This window comes from Pirellulales bacterium (assembly GCA_019694435.1).
Taxonomy (GTDB): Bacteria; Planctomycetota; Planctomycetia; order Pirellulales; family JAEUIK01; genus JAIBBZ01.
This window is the reverse complement of sequence record JAIBBZ010000009.1, coordinates 1-17,074: the sequence shown is the minus strand read 5'-3', so window position 1 is coordinate 17,074 and position 17,074 is coordinate 1. Positions and strand designations below refer to the sequence as shown.

Genomic DNA, 17,074 nt, shown 5'->3' with positions numbered 1-17,074 from the left:
CTTCCGAGTATGTCGGCTGCGACCGCTTCGACTTCGATTCCGAGCACGCGCCCGATTCGCGTCGTGTTGGCAAAGATCGGCCTCGACGGACACGATCGAGGCGTACAGGTCGTGGCCCGGGTGCTGCGCGACGCGGGTATGGAAGTCATCTACACCGGGCTGTGGCAAACCTGCGAGGCCGTCGTGCGGGCCGTCGAAGATGAAGATGCCGACGTCCTGGGCATCAGCATTCTTTCCGGGGCGCACATGGCCCTGGTGCCGCAACTGGTCGCCCTGCTGCGCGCGGGCAAGCTCGATCACGTGCGGCTGGTCGTCGGTGGGATCATTCCCGAGACGGATATCCCGGCACTCGAAGCGGCAGGCGTGAGCCGGGTGTTTACCCCGGGCGCCGCTTTGGGCGAGATCGCCTCGTCGATTCATACCCTCGTGGGGCGATAGCCAGACGGCTAAGCCCTGGCCGGACGTTGCGGCGCCGGGCAGCAGCCCTCGGGGCACGCATCGGCCCGGGGCCCATACTGTCCGCAAGCCAATCGCGGAGCTGCCGCATCGAGGCGCTCGACGATCAGTTCGCGAATCATCCTCACAAATCGCGGGTGCGAACCGACGGTGCCGGCGCGCACCAGGTTGAGCCCGAGCTGCTCGCAGACGCCGCGCGCCTCGGTATCGAGATCGTAGAGCACCTCCATGTGGTCCGACAGAAACCCGATCGGCACCACCACCGCATCCGTCGCCCCGCGCGCATGCACGTCGCGCAATTCGTCGACCACGTCGGGCTCGAGCCAGGGCTGCTGAGGCGGCCCACTGCGGCTTTGGTAGACGAGCTTCCAATCGGCGCGTCCGACCCCCTGGGCCACTAGTCGCGATGCTTCGACAAGTTGTCGCTCGTAATCGCATCCCGCGGCCATGGCCGCGGGGATGCTATGCGCGGTGAATAGCAAGACGGCGCGTTCGCGGCGATCGGCCGGCACTTGCGCGAGCGCCGTCTGGAGCCGCTCGATCATCGGCTCGATGAACCCCGGATGGTTGTAGTAGGTTCGCAGCTTGTCGATGTGCGGGGCCCCGGGACCGGCCGCGGTCTGCGCTGCCGCCACGTTTTCGCGATATTGCCGGCAGCCCGAGTAGGAGCTGAAGGCCGACGTGAAAAACGCCAGCGCCCGGCGCACACCGTCGGCCTGCATCTGACGCACGGTGTCGGGCAGCAGCGGGGTCCAATTGCGGTTGCCCCAGTAGACCGGCAGTTGCGGACCGTGCGTCTCGAGCTCGCGGCGCAAGGCCCCGATCAGCTCGCGCACCTGGCCGTTGATCGGGCTGACGCCGCCAAAATGGTGGTAGTGCTCGGCGACCTCGAGCATTCGTTCGCGCGGCACGTTGCGCCCCCGCAGGACGTTCTCCAAGAAAGGCAGCACGTCGTCGGGCCCTTCGGGACCGCCGAAGGATACAATGAGCAGGGCATCGTAACCGGCATTCAAGGCGGCACCGCTTCGTAGTTGCGCGAAACGTAAGATAGCTTGATCATCTTATCGTCCGCAGGTGCAGCAGTGGCGTCGGCTTGACCGGCTGCCCCCAATCGCGGGGCTCGGCACGCTAGCAACGCATTCGGCGCATGTCTGGCCGGCAGTCCCGGGGCGGTTTGCTTAGCGCGCCGGTGGCCTCCGGTCGATGCAAACACAAGCGCCACAGGGCGTGCTCTCCGGTTGCCACCGCGGAAACGGGACGGGCATCCCTAGGCGACACCAGGGCATAGCATGGCAGGCCCTTCCAGTGCTGCAGTTGAACTGCTTCGTCGCTCGGCCCTGTGCCAGGGCCTGAGCCCGGCCGAGCTCCAGTACCTCGCCGAAATCGTCCGGCCCATTCGTCTGAGCCGCGGCGAGACGCTCTACCTGCAGCATGCTCGCGGCGACAGCATGTTCTTTGTCGCGCGGGGGCGCGTCCGGGCGACGATCGAGGGCGGCGGCCGGGCGAGCCCGATGGTCGAGTACTTCGGCAAGGGGGAACACTTCGGCGACCTCGACCTGCTGACGGGCGGTTCGCGAACCGCGACAATCGACGCCATGCTCGATGCGGAACTGCTCGAGTTGGAACAGGGCCGATTTCAAAAGCTGATGCTCACGGTGCCGCGATTCGCGGTCAACCTGAGCCATTGGCTGGGGCATCGTCTCCGCTGGCACACCACCGGACGCATCCGGCGTCACCGGCCGGCAATCATCGGGCTGGTCAATTCCACGCTGCGCACGCAGGCGCTGATCCGGCCGCTTTGCCGAGAACTGATCGCCGCCGGGGAGTCGGTCACGGTGCTCACCGAACGCGCGGAGAAATGGCCGGCCGATGGTGGCTATCTGATCGAACGCATTCCGCAGGGTCGCAGCGCCGTCGATCGCGCCGCGGCTGTGCACGGGCGGATCGGCCAAATGCTCGAACACCATCATCGGGTGCTTATCGACCTGACGCTCCGCGGTCTGACCGACGAATTGCCCCTGCTGCTGCGGCAATGCGAGGCCATCTGGTGGCTGGTCGATCCGCAGTACGTCGATTCGACGCGGCGGACGCTGACCACCCTGATCGAGGCCCAGCCCGAGCTCGCCTCACGGTTGCACGTCGTGTGGATCTTGCGCTCGTTCCAACGGATGGCGCCCACGGGGCTGCAAGATCTGCGTCTGGCGCGTCCGGACTTCAAAGTGGTGCTCGACGACCGCGCTGAAACCAACAGCCGCGTTCAACAGCGCACGCTGGGCCGGCTGGTGCGGCAGATCCGTGGGCCGCGCTTGGGATTGGCGCTCGGCGGCGGCGGAGCGCGAGGGCTGGCCCATCTCGGAGTATTAAGGGCCTTTGAAGCCGCAGGGCTCGACTTTGATCTCGTCTCCGGCACGAGCATCGGCGCGCTGATCGGCACTGCCTATGCCGGTGGCTGGGAAGCCCAGGAGGCGCTCGACTACTTCTGCCAGGAGCTAGCGCCCCCGTGGCTCGTGCGCCAATTGCCCAAGGGCAATTCCTGGTACATGTGGCTGATGTTCCAGCTTCAGGGTTGGGATCGCCGGCTGCGCCGCTACCTGGGCCAGGCACGGATCGAACAGTTTCAGGTGCCGCTGTTTACGGTGGCCGTCGACCTGGTGACGGGCAACCTGGTGATCCGCGATTCGGGCGACGCGGCCAATGCAATTCTGGAGAGCATCAATCTGCCTGGCGTGGCACGGCCGATTCTGCGCGACGGCATGGTGCTCGTCGACGGCGGCATTCTCAACAACCTGCCGGGCGACGTGCTGTTCCCTCGGGGGGCCGATTTCGTCGTCGGCGTCGACGTCGTCTCGCGGCTCGCTCCGCGCTATGTCGGCAAGGCGCCGGGCCGGAACTCGGTGACCATGCACCGTCCAGGCCCCATCGATACGCTGCTGCGGGTGCACGAAGTGCAGGACCACGGGCTGAACGCGTTTCGCATCGACGCGGTCGATTTCCGCATCGCGCCCGATACGTCGCGCTTCGAATTCGCCGACTTTGCTCGCGCCCATGAACTGGCCGCCGTCGGCGAGCGCGCCGCGAGCGAAGCACTACCGCAGCTCAAAAAGCTGCTGGCCGAATTCAACCGGGCCGAGGCCGAGCCTTGGCCTGCGAGGGCAGAGCCTGCGAGGGCAGAGCCTGCGAGGGCAGAGCCTGCGAGGGCAGAGCCTACGGGGGCACCACTCGACCTGCGCCTCGGAGACCGGGGGCCGGTCGATCAACTACCCACCCAACCTTGAGTGACCCCGACGGGATTTGAACCCGTGTTGCAGGCGTGAAAGGCCTGTGTCCTAGACCTGGCTAGACGACGGGGCCGCCAGACTCGTGCAAACTTTGAACGCCGCGTGGGCGCAAGCTCCACGGCCCACGGTGTTTTTACGCACGCCCCGACGATCGTCAAGGGCAAAGATCGCCCGGCGCCAAAGGGGATGTCCGGCGCGAGGGCAGGCAAAAATGCCGGCAACGCAGTATCTGGCAACCTGTTACAGTGCCGGAATACGAATGAGTGCGGTGCGAAGCTTCACTCAGGCAAAAACGATCGCGGCTTAACCGTCCGACGAAGCGGAACCGGTCGACTCGGCCGTTTCGGCCGGCTTGTCGAGGCCACCTTCATTGCGGCGAATTGCTTCATACACCTCGCGACGGTGGACGGGTACTTCTTTGGGCGCTTCCACGCCCAGGCGTACCTTGTCGCCGCGGATTTCTACCACCACGATCGTAATGTCATTGTTGATGACAATACTCTCGTTCTTCTTCCGAGATAGAACCAACATCTGCCATTCCTTCGCTTAGGTGCCTGAGGCGTCCCGGTTCCTGCATCTAACCGCCCCCACGATGAGACCCCACCTCTCCCCCGAAAGGTCGCGGTCCCTTGGCCGGACGCCGTTTCCTGGCGGCGCTCCGTATCGCAAAGGCGACGTAAATAGGCACTTTCTTCAACATTCACTCTACGTGCTGGTATTCCAGAGTCAAGCAATCGTGGCGGCCTAACCTCCCTTTTCCAGTACGATTTCCGACTATTCGACGCATCGCCGCTACGAACGGTTCGGTCGAACAGGACAGACTATTCCGTTTCCAGATTGATTAGGAGGCAAATCACCCCTCTATTGGCCAGATCGAACCTGGGGCTTCTTCTCGATTGGGGGGGAAGTGACCAACGGCGAATCGGATAATGTCGTGACCAGCGATCCCCCCCGGCGGCGCGGACCGGCTGCCGGATGGCGCTCCTAAGTTTCCCGTCGATCGCTGCGGACATTTCGCGGTCGCGGTCGAGGCGGTCGCACTCCGCCGAAGTCGCGAAAACGACAGCCGATGCTCCTTTACAACCCTGCTCGGGGTCCGGCCGTGCGCGCCGGGTTCATTGCGAGAGACCCCTTCGAGCCTATAATCGCAGTGCGGTGTAATCCCGCGATCCATCGCGTCGTTCGACGCACAGCGGAGATTCACCACCTGGTGGAAAGACGGCCCTCGATCGTCTCCAACCGAGGGCCCGGAGCGAGGCACCATGACCGACGGCAGCCCTGCAGCACCGCGCAAGCTTTTCACGATCGACGAAGCCAACGCCATGTTGCCCCTGGTCCGGGCGATCGTGCAAGACATGGCCCGTCTCTCGCGCGAGGTCATCGAGCGCCGCGAGCGCCTGATGACGCTCCAAAGCCATCGCCGCAAACAAGGGCTCGATCAGTACAGCGAAGAATTGGCGCAAATCGAAGAGGAATTGCAGCGCGACAGCGCATCGCTTCAGGAGTATGTCGAAGAGCTCTTGGAGCTGGGCGTCGAACCGAAGAACGGCCCCGAAGGCCTCGTCGACTTTCCCTCGTTGATGGACGATCGGATCGTCTACCTCTGCTGGAAACTGGGCGAACCCCAGGTGCGGTTCTGGCACGAACTCGATGCCGGATTCGCCGGCCGCCAGCCGCTCCCCAAGGGTGGGCCGGTGACGCCGACGTGTTAGGTTCGCGCGCCGGCTGAAGGCCATGTGCGGCGACCGTGCCAGGACGCGCGGCGTACGCCGATCTACGGATCGGCCGACGATTGATCGCCACGGCCACGCGCACCGCGAGCGCCGTTTCGAGCTGCGGCCCCTGCGAGTTCGCAACACATCAATTGACACGCGCCGCACAACTTCGCAGATTAGCGGTTTCGAAACACCTTCGGGGGTGCACCGCTGATCGAGATCCGCCACAAAGCCACAGGGGCCGTGCTGCATCAGCTCAGCGAAATCTCGCTGAGCGGTGCCCAACTCGACCAGGCACAGCTTCGCGAGGCGAATCTGGCCCGGTGGACGCTCGAACGCGCCAAGTTGCGAAACGCCGACCTGCAAGGGGCCGATTTGTCGTTCGCCAACTTCAACGGCGCCGATCTGCAGGGGGCCAACTTGAGCCAGGCCTGCCTGCGCGGCGTCGCCCTGATGAACGCCAAAATGTCGGGCGCCGACCTCTCGTCGGCCAACCTGCATCATGCCAGCCTGTTCCAGGCTGATCTGACCGGGGCCCGGCTCGTCGGCACGCGCCTGACAGGCACCGATTTGATCAACACCAAACTCGAGGGCGCCGACCTGACGGGAGCAATCTTCGATCGGCTGACCCGGTGGCCGCAGGGTTTCGATCCGGTTGCCCGCGGTGCCGCAGCGCCGCCCGCTGCGCCATGAACGGGCCCGGGAACTGATTTTGGCCATGCACTTGTTCGACACGCACTGCCATCTGGACCAGGAGGAATTCGACGTCGACCGTGAAGCGGTGATTCGCCGGGCCCAACAGCAAGGCGTATCCGGCGTGGTCACGATCGGCGTCAACGCGGCTTCGAGCCAGTCAGCCGTGCGGCTCGCCGAGCAGTACGCGGGCGTCTATGCCGCGGTGGGCATTCACCCGAATTACTGCGCGCAGGTCGCTCCGGACGAATGGGACACCATCGCGCAACTCGCCCGGCATCCTCGCGTCGTAGCCCTCGGCGAGACGGGACTCGATTACTTTCGCGATTACGCGCCGGCCGCCACGCAAGAAGACTACTTTGATCGCCACCTGCGTTTGTCGCAGCTCACCGGATTACCGTTCATTGTCCATACGCGGACAAGCGAACAGCGGGTGATGGAAATGCTGCAGGCCGCGGCGGCGCGAGGTCCCCTGCACGGCATCATGCATTCCTTCACCGGCGACGCCGTGATGGCGGAGCGCTGCCTCGGCCTGGGCCTGTTCATCAGCTTTGCCGGGATGGTCACTTTCAAGAAATCCGAAGATCTGCGGGCCGTGGCTCGATCGATCCCGGACGAGCGACTATTGATCGAGACCGATGCTCCTTACCTGGCGCCGCAACCGGTTCGCGGTAAGCGCAACGAACCGGCGAACCTTGCCTATACGGCCGAATGCCTGGCCCAGGTTCGCGGCTGTTCGCCCGACGAGCTTGCCGCGCAGACGACGGCCAACGCCCGTCGTGTCTTCCGCCTTGACCCGGCGCAGTGAGGCACGCGCCTCGCTGGCAGGCGCTCCCTCGATATGCGACACTGCGTCGGCGTGAGTGGCGCACAGCGCATCGCAATCGAGTTCTTGGCGAGGGTTTTCCCGATGGTTCAAACACCCAGCACGATGCTTCCCTTGGGAACCGCGGCACCCGATTTCGCGCTGCCGAGCACTGACGGTCGCACGGTTTCGCTGTCCGATTTTCGTGACCGGCAGGCCCTGCTGGTCATGTTCATCTGCAATCACTGCCCGTTCGTCAAACACATCGCCGACGAATTGGCGCGGCTGGGGCGCGATTATCAAAGCCGTGGCGTCGGCGTGGTGGCGATCAGTTCGAACGACGCGGCCAATTATCCCGACGACGCCCCGGACAAGATGGCCGCCGAGGTCCGGGCCCGTGGCTACACGTTTCCTTACCTGTACGACGAATCACAGGACGTGGCCAAGGCGTATCACGCCGCATGCACGCCCGACTTTTTCCTGTTCGACGGTCAGCAGCGGCTCGTCTACCGCGGTCAGCTCGACAATAGCCGGCCGAGCAATGGGCGTCCCGTGACGGGACAAGACCTGCGGGCGGCGCTCGATGCCGTGCTGGCCGGCCAACCCGTGGCGGCGTTGCAGCAGCCGAGCATCGGCTGCAACATCAAATGGAAGCCCGGCCTCGAGCCGGACTATTTCAAATAGCGCGCTCGTTCAAATAGCGCTCTCGGCCGCGCGGATCATCAGCGCTCAGTGGATTCACTGGCTCAGTCGATGAATTCCGGCACGGCGAGGTGGGGGATCACGCCGGCTTCGTACCCGCGGCGGAGCAACAGGGCCACCGCTTCGCGCCCGCGCGGCCCAAAATCAAGCGTCCAATCATTGACGTACATCCCCACGAATTCGTCCGCCTTCTGGCGGTCGAGATCGCGGCCGTAGACCTGGGCATAGTCGAGCGCTTCCTTGCGATGCTCCAGCCCGTAGCGAATGCTCTCGCGCAGCAGCCGCGTGATTTCCTTCATCGCCGCGGGGCCCAGGTCCTTGCGAATTCCATTGGCCCCCAGCGGCAGGGGCAATCCAGTTGTTTCCAGCCACCACTTGCCCGTATCGACGACCAACGCCAGATTGCGATCGCCATAGGTGAGCTGGCCCTCGTGAATGATCAGTCCGGCGTCGACCGCTTGGCCTGCGTACTCTCCTGCCTCGACCGCGTCCAAGATTTGGTCGAATGGCACGACCACGTGCGGGAAATCGTAGCCGAGGCACAGCCGCAGCGCCAGGTAGGCCGTGGTCAGCGTGCCGGGCACGGCAATCGTCTTACCCTGCAGGTCTGCAATGCTCATCGGCTGCCGGGCCACGACCATGGGGCCATAGCCGTCGCCCATGCTCGCGCCACAGGCGCAAATCGCATACTTGTCGGTGAGATAGGCGTAGCCGTGGAGGCTGAGCGCCGTCAACTCGAGTTCGGCCGCAAAAGCGCGCCGATTGAGCGTCTCGATGTCGACCAGCTCGTGGCGAAACTCGTAGTCGCCCGTGTCGAGCTTGTCGTTGGCCAGGGCGTGGAACATGAACGCGTCGTCAGGATCAGGACTATGGCCGACGCGAATTAGCTGCTTGGTCGCGGTCAACGTTCGCTCCTGCAGGAGATCAAGGCGCTGGATCACGAAGTTGTGATCTTAGAAGTCGCCGGCGCAGTTCGTCAAAGGGCTGTGTGACGCGCGGCGGGTTTTTGGATCGTGGCCGACGCGGCCGGTGCGTGCTCAGCCTAGGTCCGCACAACGTTGATGGCACGGGGTCCCTTGCCGTCGGGCCCTTGTTGCACGTCGTATTGGACTGCGTCGCCCACGCCCAGGTCTTCGATCTTGGTCTCGCCGGTCGCACTGTGATGAAAAAACACGTCCCCACCACCTTCGTCGGGCCGGATAAAACCGTAACCCTTTTCCAACACAATCTTCTTGATCTTTCCCGTTGGCATGGCGAAGTCCCCACTGCCGAGCCTGGTGCGCTATCCCCCCTTGCGTGCGGTCAACAGTTTGCCGACCGTCAAGTCCGTGGTCAAGCAATCATTCCACCCAATGGCTGGATGGCGCGCGGGCAGGCCGGCGTGAATCGCCGTGGCAGGCGCGAAGGCGGCGGCAGAGCGGCCGGAGATTCAGCCTTCGAGCGACAAGCCCTGGCTGGATGGCATCGAGAACGGGCCATAGCCAGGAGCCAAACTCTGAGCCGGCCAGTTGGGCCGGGCCGGGGCGGCGGCTGGGGCAGCAGCCGCGGCGGGCGATTCGGCCACCTGCGGCGGCGCCGCTGGCGAGGTTTGCTCGGCCGCCTGGGGGCGTACCGGGGCCTCGGGCAACTGCTCGCAGACCAGGGCCCAGGTCTGCCGTTCCTCGGTCAGAATCCGCACCGCGTCCTCGGCCGATTGGACCTCGCGGCGGAGATGCGCGTTGACCAACGAGCGGAAGACGAACATGTAGATGCCGGCCAGGCGACGCGCCAGATTTCGGTCGGCCTCGGGATTCAGATTGCTCAGCAGTTCGGTGACGATCTGCTGGGCACGGATGACCGCCTCGCCGGCCTCCTCGTCGCGTTCAGATTGCCAGCCTTCAATCGCCAGCCTGGTTTGCCGCAAGGCGGCGTCGATCAGCAGCAGGTGCAGCTTCTGGGGCGTGGCCGTCATGACCTGGGTCGTCAGGTAACTATCCCGTGCCGTGGGCTGCATATCAGGGCGACTCCGTTCGTAATGACTTGAAGGACTAGGCTCGCGTCGAGCCCGAGCCCGAGACCGAGACGGACGCCAAGGACGCCAATTGACTGACGACCGAAATGTTGGCCTGCAATTTCGAGAGCGTGGCCTCGAGATTGTTGAACTGCTTGGTCAACAGATCGCGGCGTTTCTCCAGTCGCTTATCCCAATCGGAGATCCGCGACTCGTAGTTCAGCCGCTTGGTCTCCAGGGCCGCCAGGCGTCCGGCCAAGAGCGAGTTTCCTTCGCCGGCGAGCTTGTTGAGCAGATCCTCGAGTTTATCGGCAAATCCGAGCTTGTCGGCCGTGAAGAATTCCTTCACCGCGTCAGGGTCGTCGGCAAACCGGCTTTCCAACTCGGCCTGGTTGAACACCAGCTTGCCTTTATCGTCCAGTTCCAAGCCCAGCGACTGCAACGACTGAAATTTGCCTACGCCAAAGAACCGGCGGGAAAGCAGCGCCCCCAGATCGTTTTCGACGCGCAGCGCATTGCCGTCGCCCAGCAAGATTCCCGCGGATTTGTCCTGCTCGTTGTAGGCGGTCAGCGTGCCGATGGCATCGACGATCTTGTTGTAGTTGTCGACGAACGCCGTGACGCCGGCTGCGAGGCTGGTCGTGGTTTCGTTGACGCTGATCGTGGCCGTCGCTTGCGATTCGTTGACAATCGTCAAGCTCACGCCTGGCAGGACGTCGTTGAACTTGTTGCTGGTCGAGGCGGTCGTGACGCCACCGCTGGCATAGGTTCCCTGCAGCAGTACGGCGTCCTGCGCCCGGGCCGCTTCGGTGAAACCAATCCCGAGCCCGCCGGCGTTGACCCGCAGCCCACCCGCCGCGCCGAACGCCTGGCTCGTCAGCGACAGGCGGAAAGGATTGGTCGTCGAGCCGTCGTTGAATTTCGTGGCGGTGACGCCCGCTTTGAGATCGTTGATCTTCGCGATCAGCGTGTCGAGGCTGTCCGAGGCACCGAGCGTGATCGTTTGCGTCGTCGTGGCGTTGATCGCCACCTTGGTCTCGTTGCCGATCACCGTCGACTTGGCCGCATTGGTCAGACGCAGATCGGCCGCGCCCGTGCCCGTAATGTCGGTCACGCGCAATACGTTGTTGCCGCCGCCGGTGTCGACCAGCAGCAGCCCGTCACCTTCGTCGTTGATCCGCACGTCGATGTTCAGGCCCGCCCCGTCGATGGCATCGATCACGTCGCCGACGGTCTGAATGTCGTCGCGGCCCAGATTGATCGTGGTCGAGAGCCCCTTGGTATCGAACACCTTGATCAAGCCGCGGGAAATGCCTTGCCCGCCGCGCAGCGAATCCAGCTTGGTGTTTTCGCTGAGCACGCGGCGTTTGAGGTCGGCGCCGACGATCTGGCTGGTGGCTGCGTTGGCCGCGATTCCCAGCTTGGCGGCCGTGTTCGTGGCGTCGCCGTTGGCGACGATCAAATGGCTGGCCGATTGTCCGGTCGTGTCGACGATGGTCAGGCCGTCGCGCGCGTCGCTCACCTGCGCCCGCAAGCCCAGCCCGGCGCCGTTAATGGCGTCGATCACCTGCTGCAGCGTGTCGTAGCCGGCCAGGTTCACCGTGGCCGCAGCGCCGCTGCGATCGGTCAGCGACAATTGCCCCAGGGTACCGAGCCCCTTGGTGCCGTTGAGGTCGTTCAGCAGCGTCGTCTTGATGCCGGCAAACACGCGTTTGCCGGTGAGCGTGGCGCCCACGGCCGTTCCGATCAGACCCAAATCGGCGGCCGCCTGCGTGTTGAACAACGACGCGACGGCAAACGTGCCCCCGTTGTCGGACGTCAGATCGGTGAGCACAATGCGATCGCCATCGGGCCCGATTTCGGCTTTCAATCGGGCCGGGTCGGCCGCGTTGATCGTGGCCAACACGTCGCCGATCGTTTGTTCGTTACCATCGGGAGTCGAGGCTTGGCCACCGGCGAGCACGGCCGAGTCGTCGACCGTGAGCAGGCCGGCACCATTGCTACCGCTGGGCAAGGCCGCGGTGAACGTCTCGCCGACGACGGCATTCTCCTGCAATGCGGCCACGGCATCGGCGGCCGTCGAATGACCGGCGTCGATCCGGAAGGTCAATCGCTTGGTTTGCGCGTCGTAGCTGACCTGCTCGTTGCCCTGGGTGATGAACGGGTCGTCCTGAAAGGCCACGGTTACGCCGTTCAAGTCGGTCCCGGCCGATTTCGCCGAGATTTTCACCTGCGCCGTAGCACCGTTGGTCGCCGAGGTCGTGCCATTGGCCAGCGCACCCGGGTCGCCCAACTTGTGGAAGTCGATGGTCAGTGGCGCGCTGCCATCGCGAAACGAGACTTGTAGCTCGGGCAACGCATCGTGGAAGCGCACGCCGTTGCCGCTGTTGAGCTGGCCAAGCCCGAGCCCATCAAACAGCCGGACGATGTCCTGGCCTTGGCCCTGGCTGGCGGCCACGTCGATGCCGGCCAGGCCCAGCGATGCGGCCGTCTGCCCGCCGATTTCCTGCACCTTGAGGTTCGACGCCGACTGGCCGGTATTGTCGCGCAAAACCAAGCGGTCGCCGTCGGCCTCGAGCGTGACGTTCACGCCGGCATTGTCGTTCACGGCCCGCAACACGTCGTCGACCGTGCGGGCATAGCGGAGGTCGATTTCGGCGCTGGCGCCGCTGCGGTCGGTAATGCGGATCTTGCCGCGCGACAACCCGGCACCGCCGCCAAGCACTTCCAAAGGTGTGTCGCCGTCGAGGTAACCGCCGAAACGGAAGCTAAACGTTCCCCCGCCGAGCCCTTCCGTGGCACTGGCCACGCCGCTGCTCAGCACCTGATGGCGCTGGGCCTTTTGGAGGGGGGTGAATTGGTAAGATCCCGCCGCGGGCTGACCGGTGACCGTTGCCGCGAGGATATCCGAATTGCTCGACGAGACCGTGCGCTGCTGATAGAGGGTGTCTTTGCCGAGGTTGCGGGCCTGAAACTGCAGGCTGAGCAACATCGCGGCCAGGTTGGTAACCGCGGTTTGCTCCGACTCGGTTTGCTTGGAAAGCTGCTTGAGCAGCGACTGCGGCCGTGCCTGGATCGCAATCAGTTGATCGATCGTTTTTTGATAGTCGATCCCCGAGATCAGGCCGGTTGATGCAGTGATGCTGGCCATGGTCGTGCGGCGCAGGGGGAGGATCGGGGCGAAACGGCGTGGGTCGCGTCGAGTCCGGGCGCATCGTCCTCATCGGCGCGCACGGGCACTTCTCCGGTCTCTTATCGGTCGGCGAGCGCGTCTGACTTGACCGATTCCTGGGACTGATCCGTCTGGGCAAGCCAGGCAATCAACCCAGGTCATGGCCGGCACGAAAAAAAACCGCCGGCCTTCCTCGCGTGGAAGAAGGCCGGCGGGCTGATGAAGCTTTTTGGCCGAACGTCCGGTCTTACCGCAGCAGCGACAGGACGTTTTGCGGGTTCTGGTTGGCGATGGCCAACACCGAGGTACCCGATTGCACCAGGATCTGGGCCCGAGTCAGCTTGGCGCTTTCCGCGGCGAAGTCGGCGTCGCGGATCGAGCTTTCGGCCTCGGTCAGGTTTTCCAGGGTGTCGTTGAGGGTGAAGATGTTGGTTTCCAAGGTCGTCCGTTGGAAGGCACCGAGGCGACCACGCAACTGAGTGATCTCCTTGATGGCCTCTTCCACGACCGAGGCCGCACTCGTCGCGTCCGACGACAGCGACTTCGTGCCACCCGAGCGGAGTTCGAACAGCTTGCCGCTCGGGCCACCGAGGCGAGCCGTGCTCACGGCACGGATGCCGAGGCGAGCTTGCTGGTTCGAGACCACGTCCGGACCGATCTGGAACCGGGCACCGCCACCGATGACCGAGAAGTCCAGCGTCGTGTTGTCGATCACCGTAGTGCTCAGGGTGAACGTCAGGTCGAGCGACGTCGTGTTGATCGACGCCCGCAGACCGCTGCCGACCGCCTTGATACCGTTGACGCGAGCTTGCACGTCGGTGCCGTTGCTGCGACCGGAGGTGCTGATCGCGCCCGTCGAGTCTTTCAGCGAGAAGGCGGCCCCGTTGAGCACCTTGACCGACACGAAGGCGTCGGACCCGTACTCGGAAGAGACCAGCTTGAGGCCGGTGTTGGTCGAGTCGGAGTTGCCGATCAGGGCCACGCCGTCCTCGCTGCCGTTGTCGACCTGGCCGCCGCTCGTCGCGCCACCGTCGAAGGTGGTCAGCGTGTCGTTCGCGGCACCACCACCACCCGTGACGAAGGCCGCGGTGAAGAACTGGTTCGCCGTGGCATCGTTGTTGAGCAGGTTGCGGACGGCCGTCGCGTCGGTCACGCCCGATTCGATCGAGAACGTGAGCGTCTTCTGGTCCTCGTCGTAGACGACCGTCTCGTTGCCCGAGGTGGCCGTATCTTCGAAGAGCACCCGGACGCCGTCGAAGGCCTTGCCGCTTTGCACCGCGGTGAAGGTCAGCCGGGCATTGATGCCGTTGACCGCGTCGATCGTGACCGAAGCATTAGCGTCTTCGAGCTGAGTGCCCGAGGTCGCGAAGGCCAGGTCGCTAGTCGTGGCCGACAGCAGGCCCGTGCCGTCGCTGCCGCCAGCGTTGCTGACGCTGATGCCCAGGCCGCTCAGCGCCGAGGCATTGGCCGGGGCGTTGAAGAAGTCGATCAGGTCGTTGGCCGTGGTCTTCACCAGACCGTTGGCATCGGTTTCGAGATTGACGATCAGCGTGCCTTCGCTGGAGACACCGCCCGACGTCACCGCACGGTTGGCCGCGGCGTCGTCGTTGGCCGTGATCACGCCCGAGCCGTTGCTATTGCCCGTGTAGCTCACGGTGAAGAACTGGCTGGCGTAGGCGTCGCTGTCGAGAATCGTCTTGATATTAGCGGCCGTCGTCACGCCATGGGTGACGTCGAAGGTCAGCGTCTTGCCTTCCGGATCGTACACGACGGTGTTGGTGCCGCCGTTCGTGTAGCGGATCGTCACGCCGTCGAACTCGCTGCCCTTGGTTCGGGCCGTGAAAGTCAGGCTGGCGTTAGCGTTGACCGCCTTGGTCGTGGCCGTGGCGAAGTCGGTCACCTGCGGGTCAGTCGTCAGGTCGATGCCCAGCGTTTGCCCGGCGTTGGCGACGAAGCGGACGTTACGGCTGCCTTCCGGACCCAGGAACTGGAGGCGGTTGTTGGCCTCGGCCTGACCAAAGTAGGCGAATTCCTGGAACGCGCTGGCCACCGTAGAACCGGTGTTGTCGTCGGCCAAGGCGGCAGTCAGACGCGCGTTGACCGCGGCCGTGTTGTTCAGCAGCGAGACAATGTCGCTGGCCGTCGAGGTCACCGCACCACCGTCGATGCCGCCGGCCAGCGTGCCGTAGCTTGTGCCGCCCACGGCCGCGTCGAGCGTGCCGGCGCCGGTGCTGTCGGCCGGATCGGTGATGGTGAACAAGGCGTTGGCGGCGGCATTCGCCGGAGCGGCCAGCGCGGCAATCAAGCCGTTGACCGTCGTGGCACCGTCGTCGATGGTGATCGTCAGCCGGCCGTTCGACCCGAGGGTCGGATCGTAGACAAACGTCTCGTTACCGGCAGCCGGAGCACCGCCATCCACGAAGCGGATATCGAGGCCGTTGAAGAAGTCACCCTTGACCTTCGACGTGATCGTAAAGGTGTTGTTGGTGCCCGCCCGGTCGAACGTGGCCGAAGCGGCGACGTAGGCCTGGGTGGCCAACTGGATGTTCAGCGTGTCGGGATCGTCCGACGACGTTCCGTTGGTGAAGGTCGCCGTGAGCGAACCGCCTGGCGTGTCCGACGTCGTGTACTTGACGCGAATGTTGCCCGGATCGAAACCGGCCGTCTTCGACGTCAGGACAATGTCGTTGTTGCTGCCGAAGCTCGAAATGGTCGCGCTGCCAGGGGTGGCCGCGCTTTCCAGCTCGGCCTGGACGCCCGTGGCGTCCGACACCAGGTTCACGGCCGCGGCGATGTCGGCGATGGTGCTGCCCGAGGCGAAGTTGAAAGCCTCGGTGCCGTTCTTGCCGCCGAGTTCGAGCACCAGGTCCGAAGCGATCGCGCTAAAGCCGTAGTTCAGCTCGGCTTTCGTGGCCTGCTTCTCGACGTTGACCGAGACGCCGATCGTGGTCAGCGTGCCGAAGTTGGCCTGGTCGATCTTCAGGTCGTTGATCTTGCTCGTGTCGACCGAGCTGGTGATGAAGTCGAGGCTGCCGTCCAGCAGACGACGACCTTGGAACGACGTGATCTGGGCGATACGGTCGATGGCTTCCAGCGACGAATCAACTTGGAGCTGGTTGGCTTCGACCTGCTCGTCGCTCAAGGCACCCGTGTTGGCCGATTCCGACACCAGGCCGCGGATGTCATTCAGCAGGGCGCTCACCTGGCCCAAGGCGCTGTCGGCGGTGCCGATGACCTGGTTGGCCCGCTCGCTGTTGGTGATCGCCTTCTGGACGCTGGTGATGTCGCTGCGGAGCAATTCGCTGGCGATCAAACCGGCCGGATCGTCTTTCCCCTTGTTGATCCGCAAACCGGTGCTCAACCGCGTCAGGGCCGACTGCAAGTCCGAGTTGGACCGGGTCAGGGTCTTCTGGGCGACCAGAGAGCTGACATTCGTATTAATCCGAGTCATGCCGCATTACCCCTTCATGTAGTGGGTAGGTTTCCAGCCGCGCCACGCCCATTGGGGAGGCTCATGGCGTGTCGAGGTCTGGTCGCGGGCCGCTTGAGCCCGCCGTGGTTCAGGTGTTGGTTAAGGTTCCCGTTACGCAAGCCGTGGCATCGTGCCCAGTGACGCTTCGCCTCGGACCGCTATGCGTAGTTCCGGCTCACCCGAGCCTGCGCCCAACGGAACCCGCCCACCGCGTGAAACTCATGCGGAGGTCCTGTGCCCACTCACTTCGTGCCCAAGGGGTGGCGCGACTATGAGTGCTCACGGGCATCATCGACTTGTTAAAATGGGGTCTTTAGTGAAATTCGAGAATTCTCGATTTCGAATCGAGAACCCCCTGTTTGTCTCACTTCGGAAGTTGTTTGTTTTCACGTAAGCCAAACCATCAGCTAGGTTTACGGTTCAGTTTCCGACTTGCCGTTGCAACCGATACCACCGATATGGTCGGCGAAATCCGTTGCTGCTAGCTCCGTTTCATTCGGGGTGCGCTGTCGGGCGTGCGTCCAAGCTCAGCGGTTTCGCCGGGCTCAAGACGTGAGGCTTTAACGTTCTCGCGCTGAATCGCTTCGTAGACCTCGCGCCGATGGACGGGGATCTCGGGCGGCGCGGTAATGCCGAGTCGGACTTTGTCGCCGCGGATGTCGACGATGGTCACGACGATGTTGTCGGCAATGATGATGCTTTCGTCGCGCTGTCTCGACAGAACCAGCATCGGGGGGCTACTTCCTGTCGCGGGCAGTCCTGCACACTGTTCGCGGCGGCGCGCGGCAGCG

At 64.2% G+C, this 17,074-nt stretch carries 14 protein-coding genes and 1 tRNA gene; 6 read left to right on the top strand and 9 right to left on the bottom strand.

The genetic code is table 11. The features are described 5' to 3' along the window. The first annotated feature begins 9 nt into the window (after window positions 1–9). Window positions 10–438: a cobalamin B12-binding domain-containing protein gene (locus K1X74_09325; GenBank protein ID MBX7166533.1), complete on the top strand. Its 429-nt coding sequence runs from the start codon at window positions 10–12 to the stop codon at window positions 436–438. Window positions 439–446: 8 nt separating this feature from the next. Here the strand turns inward: K1X74_09325 and K1X74_09320 are convergent, their stop codons facing one another. After that, on the bottom strand, window positions 447–1,469 hold the full coding sequence (locus tag K1X74_09320; protein MBX7166532.1) for a ferrochelatase: 1,023 nt from the start codon (window positions 1,467–1,469) through the stop codon (window positions 447–449). Between the two features lie 276 nt (window positions 1,470–1,745). On the opposite strand from K1X74_09320, the gene K1X74_09315 reads away from it, so the two are divergent. Next, window positions 1,746–3,731, top strand: a complete 1,986-nt coding sequence (locus K1X74_09315; GenBank protein ID MBX7166531.1) for a patatin-like phospholipase family protein — start codon at window positions 1,746–1,748, stop codon at window positions 3,729–3,731. A gap of 1 nt (window position 3,732) precedes the next feature. Here K1X74_09315 and K1X74_09310 read toward each other — a convergent pair. Continuing rightward, window positions 3,733–3,807: transfer RNA gene (locus K1X74_09310), tRNA-Glu, on the bottom strand. A 230-nt stretch (window positions 3,808–4,037) separates the two neighbouring features. Then, the gene (csrA, locus tag K1X74_09305; protein ID MBX7166530.1) at window positions 4,038–4,265 is read right to left on the bottom strand and encodes a carbon storage regulator CsrA; all 228 of its coding nucleotides are present in this window, start codon (window positions 4,263–4,265) and stop codon (window positions 4,038–4,040) included. 731 nt (window positions 4,266–4,996) lie between these two features. On the opposite strand from csrA (K1X74_09305), the gene K1X74_09300 reads away from it, so the two are divergent. The 4 genes from K1X74_09300 to K1X74_09285 all read left to right on the top strand — a co-directional run bounded on the left by K1X74_09300 (window position 4,997) and on the right by K1X74_09285 (window position 7,631). Next, the gene (locus K1X74_09300; GenBank protein ID MBX7166529.1) at window positions 4,997–5,446 is read left to right on the top strand and encodes a DUF2203 domain-containing protein; all 450 of its coding nucleotides are present in this window, start codon (window positions 4,997–4,999) and stop codon (window positions 5,444–5,446) included. A gap of 246 nt (window positions 5,447–5,692) precedes the next feature. Further along, on the top strand, window positions 5,693–6,142 hold the full coding sequence (locus tag K1X74_09295; GenBank protein ID MBX7166528.1) for a pentapeptide repeat-containing protein: 450 nt from the start codon (window positions 5,693–5,695) through the stop codon (window positions 6,140–6,142). A 25-nt stretch (window positions 6,143–6,167) separates the two neighbouring features. Then, on the top strand, window positions 6,168–6,950 hold the full coding sequence (locus K1X74_09290; protein MBX7166527.1) for a TatD family hydrolase: 783 nt from the start codon (window positions 6,168–6,170) through the stop codon (window positions 6,948–6,950). Window positions 6,951–7,052: 102 nt separating this feature from the next. Then, window positions 7,053–7,631 (top strand): thioredoxin family protein, encoded by a 579-nt coding sequence (locus K1X74_09285; protein MBX7166526.1) that lies wholly within the window; start codon window positions 7,053–7,055, stop codon window positions 7,629–7,631. Window positions 7,632–7,693: 62 nt separating this feature from the next. Here the strand turns inward: K1X74_09285 and K1X74_09280 are convergent, their stop codons facing one another. The 6 genes from K1X74_09280 to csrA (K1X74_09255) all read right to left on the bottom strand — a co-directional run bounded on the left by K1X74_09280 (window position 7,694) and on the right by csrA (K1X74_09255) (window position 17,013). Then, window positions 7,694–8,554, bottom strand: a complete 861-nt coding sequence (locus tag K1X74_09280) for an ABC transporter substrate-binding protein (protein MBX7166525.1) — start codon at window positions 8,552–8,554, stop codon at window positions 7,694–7,696. Between the two features lie 137 nt (window positions 8,555–8,691). Then, window positions 8,692–8,901: a cold shock domain-containing protein gene (locus K1X74_09275; GenBank protein ID MBX7166524.1), complete on the bottom strand. Its 210-nt coding sequence runs from the start codon at window positions 8,899–8,901 to the stop codon at window positions 8,692–8,694. 177 nt (window positions 8,902–9,078) lie between these two features. Then, on the bottom strand, window positions 9,079–9,642 hold the full coding sequence (gene fliS / locus K1X74_09270; protein MBX7166523.1) for a flagellar export chaperone FliS: 564 nt from the start codon (window positions 9,640–9,642) through the stop codon (window positions 9,079–9,081). A gap of 34 nt (window positions 9,643–9,676) precedes the next feature. Continuing rightward, on the bottom strand, window positions 9,677–12,790 hold the full coding sequence (fliD, locus tag K1X74_09265; protein MBX7166522.1) for a flagellar filament capping protein FliD: 3,114 nt from the start codon (window positions 12,788–12,790) through the stop codon (window positions 9,677–9,679). Window positions 12,791–13,058: 268 nt separating this feature from the next. Continuing rightward, window positions 13,059–16,262 carry a flagellin gene (locus K1X74_09260; GenBank protein ID MBX7166521.1) on the bottom strand — a complete coding sequence of 1,068 codons (3,204 nt, stop codon included), beginning with the start codon at window positions 16,260–16,262 and terminating at the stop codon, window positions 13,059–13,061. 502 nt (window positions 16,263–16,764) lie between these two features. After that, complete coding sequence (gene csrA, locus K1X74_09255) at window positions 16,765–17,013, bottom strand: carbon storage regulator CsrA (protein MBX7166520.1); 249 nt, start codon at window positions 17,011–17,013, stop codon at window positions 16,765–16,767. Window positions 17,014–17,074 lie beyond the last annotated feature (61 nt).